The sequence below is a fragment of the Candidatus Dactylopiibacterium carminicum genome (assembly GCF_014736495.1).
Taxonomy (GTDB): domain Bacteria; phylum Pseudomonadota; class Gammaproteobacteria; order Burkholderiales; family Rhodocyclaceae; genus Uliginosibacterium; species Uliginosibacterium carminicum.
In genome coordinates, this window is record NZ_MDUX01000116.1 from 1 (window position 1) to 2,766 (window position 2,766).

Annotated in this window: 5 protein-coding genes; 1 reads left to right on the top strand and 4 read right to left on the bottom strand. The window is 57.8% G+C overall.

Going from position 1 to position 2,766, the window contains the following annotated elements; translation table 11 throughout:
• Positions 1-107, bottom strand: a 107-nt coding sequence (locus BGI27_RS17640) for a transposase (protein ID WP_141239830.1), incomplete at its 3' end; no start/stop codon positions are given.
• Between the two features lie 44 nt (positions 108-151).
• On the opposite strand from BGI27_RS17640, the gene BGI27_RS17645 reads away from it, so the two are divergent.
• Complete coding sequence (locus BGI27_RS17645; RefSeq protein ID WP_095526078.1) at positions 152-691, top strand: hypothetical protein; 540 nt, start codon at positions 152-154, stop codon at positions 689-691.
• Here the strand turns inward: BGI27_RS17645 and ubiG are convergent.
• From ubiG to BGI27_RS18955, 3 genes are all read right to left on the bottom strand, one after another.
• Positions 676-1,380: a bifunctional 2-polyprenyl-6-hydroxyphenol methylase/3-demethylubiquinol 3-O-methyltransferase UbiG gene (ubiG, locus tag BGI27_RS17650; protein WP_095526079.1), complete on the bottom strand. Its 705-nt coding sequence runs from the start codon at positions 1,378-1,380 to the stop codon at positions 676-678. The two genes, BGI27_RS17645 and ubiG, sit on opposite strands and share 16 nt — an antisense overlap.
• Before the next feature lie 69 nt (positions 1,381-1,449).
• The gene (locus BGI27_RS17655; RefSeq protein WP_420886949.1) at positions 1,450-2,304 is read right to left on the bottom strand and encodes an OmpA family protein; all 855 of its coding nucleotides are present in this window, start codon (positions 2,302-2,304) and stop codon (positions 1,450-1,452) included.
• 88 nt (positions 2,305-2,392) lie between these two features.
• Complete coding sequence (locus BGI27_RS18955) at positions 2,393-2,737, bottom strand: amidohydrolase family protein (RefSeq protein ID WP_095526081.1); 345 nt, start codon at positions 2,735-2,737, stop codon at positions 2,393-2,395.
• Positions 2,738-2,766 lie beyond the last annotated feature (29 nt).

Here is a 2,766-nt window from a genome sequence, read left to right on the forward strand (position 1 = left end):
ATGCTCACATCCAGTCGCCCGGCAACGTCCGCAACGCTATGTCCGCGATCGGTCACTTGCTTGACCGCTTCAATCTTGAACTCTTCCGTGTATCGCTTGCTACTCATAGACACCTCCACTTGGTTGCCAGCTTAAGGCTTCGAAGTGTCTAGTGAACCGGGGGCGATTCAGTGGCGGCGCGGGGCAGTTCGGTGAAGTTTTCCTGCGTGTGCAACCTTTGGCGCGTGGTGAAGGTTTTCGATTCCGGGATGAGGTCAAGGGCGGCGCCATTCCAGGTGTATTCATCCCGGCAGTTGAAAAGGGCGTGCGCGAAGTGCTGCTCAACGGTGCGTTGGCCGGTTTTCCCGTACAGGATGTGGAGGTGACGGTCTATGACGGCAAGACGCATCCTGTCGACGGCAAGGAAGTTGCATTCGTGAGTGCGGGGCGAAAAGCCTTCCTCGAGGCCGTGCGGGCGGCCCGCCCGGTGGTGCTTGAGCCCCTGGTGGACCTTGAGATCCTGGCACCGGATGCGAATTTTGGCGACATCTCGGGCGAGATATCTGCGCGGCGCGGCCAATTACGCCGTACCGGAGATGCCCGGGCCGGAATGGTGGCAGTACGAGCCCGCGCCTCCGGGGATACAGAATCGGCTCGCGGCAGAGTTTCAGCCACGAGCCGAGGAATGATGCCGTCTCAGGCTGGGCGCTGAGTGCGCATCAGATAATTCACGCTGGTGTCGGATCCGAGCTTGTAGATACGTGTGAGCGGGTTGTAGCTCAAGCCGATGAGCTCCTCCACATCCAGGCCCGCGTCACGTACGAAACGCGAAAGCTCCGAGGGTTTCAGGAAGCGTGCGTATTCGTGCGTACCGCGCGGCAACAGGCTGAGTATGTACTCGGCACCGATCACAGCGAAGAGATAGGACTTCGGATTGCGGTTGAGCGTTGAAAGGAACACCTGACCGCCAGGTTTGACCAGTGTGGCGCAGGCGCGCACCACACTGGCGGGGTCTGGCACGTGCTCAAGCATTTCCATGCAAGTCACCACATCGAAGCTGCCTGGAGCTTCTTCTGCCAGCGTTTCGACGGCGATCTTGTGATAGTCGACGCGCTGACCACTTTCCAGCAGATGCAGGCGTGCGACAGCCAGTGCCTTGTCTGAAAGATCGATGCCCGTGACCTCCGCGCCACGTTCCGCCAATCCTTCGGCCAGAATGCCGCCACCACACCCGACGTCGAGCACACGCCCCCCGACAAGCCTGGTGTGACTGGCAATCCAGTCCACGCGCAGCGGGTTGATCTCATGCAAAGGGCGGAACTCGGCATGCGGATCCCACCAGCGGTGGGCAAGGTCGCTGAATTTGGCAAGCTCGCGGGCGTCTGCGTTGTCGGTCGTCATGTCCATTCCATCAACGAAAATAAAAAAGCCCGGCAGTGCCGGGCTTTCGATTGGCAACAGGTGCCTATCTTACTTCGTACCGATGGCTTCGATCTCAACGCGACGATCCGGAGCCAGACAATCGACCAGCTTCTTGTTGCGGCCGTTCTCTGCGCCCAGGTTCCGGCAAGCATCACCGGTCACGGGTTGGGTCTCGCCCTTGCCTTCGGTGTACACCTTGTTGGCCGGGATACCTTGGCCAACCAGGAAATTCTTCACCGAAGCCGCACGCTTTTCAGACAGCGGCAGGTTGTAGGAGTCCGAACCGATGCGGTCAGCGTGACCAACGGCGATGATGACTTCCAGTTGAGTCAGTTGCTTGGCCTGATCGGCCAGCTTCGTGAGGTTGGCCTGACCTTCGGCGGAAAGCTCAGCCTTGTCATAGGCGAACAGCGCGTCGCTGGGCAGATTGACCTTTTGGGCTGCCGGTGCGGGTGCAGGAACCGGAACGGGCTTGGCCGCAGGAGCGGGGGCCGGAGCAGCCGGAGCAACTGCTGCAACAGGTGCGGGGGCGGGCTTCTCGCAAACGGCTTTGTCGAAGATTTCCTTTTCGCACAGACAGCCTACTGGCAGATCGGATCCGACGACCTTGACCTTCTGGGCCAGTTCCTTAGTCCAGTTGCTGGTACGCCAGCACCATCCGGTGTTATTGCGCACGACGACTCCATTCGCATCGATGGCGTAAGGAAGATCACTGTTCTTGGAGGCGACGACGATATCGTCCTTGCTTTGCGCCTGAGCACCAGTAATCAGGCCAAGACTCGCGATGGATGCCAACGCAATCAATTGCAGTTTTTTCATGAGTTTTCCTTTTCTGATATGCATACGACCGTGTCGTAAAGGTCTTGGGGGGATCAGGCAGTTGCCTGACCTTCGCTGCTTCATGCGTGCAGTGCAATGACAAGAAATGATCCAACGGGTTCTGCTGATCTTTTTTTATGCATCATTTTTGTGCCATGCGTGCCCACAGATTCTATATGGGTGCCCTGTTTTGGGCCTGTGAATTCTTCCACAGGCATATCTTCTGCAGGAGTTCCGACTCGTCGATTTTGATCAGGCGACTATGATCAAGCATCTTTTCACCAGCCTTCCATACGTGGGATACACCCTCACGGCCGCAAACGTAGACCAACTGCCCGACAGGGTCGTAACAAGGTTGGTGCCGAATGTCATGAAAAGTGACGGCACAGAGGTCTGCCGATTTACCAGGTTCCAGAGAGCCGATTTCCTCATCCAGTCCAAGTGCTTGTGCCCCATTCAGCGTGGCCATGCGAAGTGCCGTATGTGCACTTTGAATCGCCCCGGGTTTCCTAGACAGCCCCGAGCTTCATGAAATACTGTTTTTCA

Coding starts and splice junctions, on each gene's coding strand:
- ubiG (WP_095526079.1), bottom strand. CDS start 1,380: ATGACGACCGACAACGCAGACGCCCGCGAGCTTGCCAAATTCAGCGAC.
- BGI27_RS17655 (WP_420886949.1), bottom strand. CDS start 2,304: ATGAAGCAGCGAAGGTCAGGCAACTGCCTGATCCCCCCAAGACCTTTA.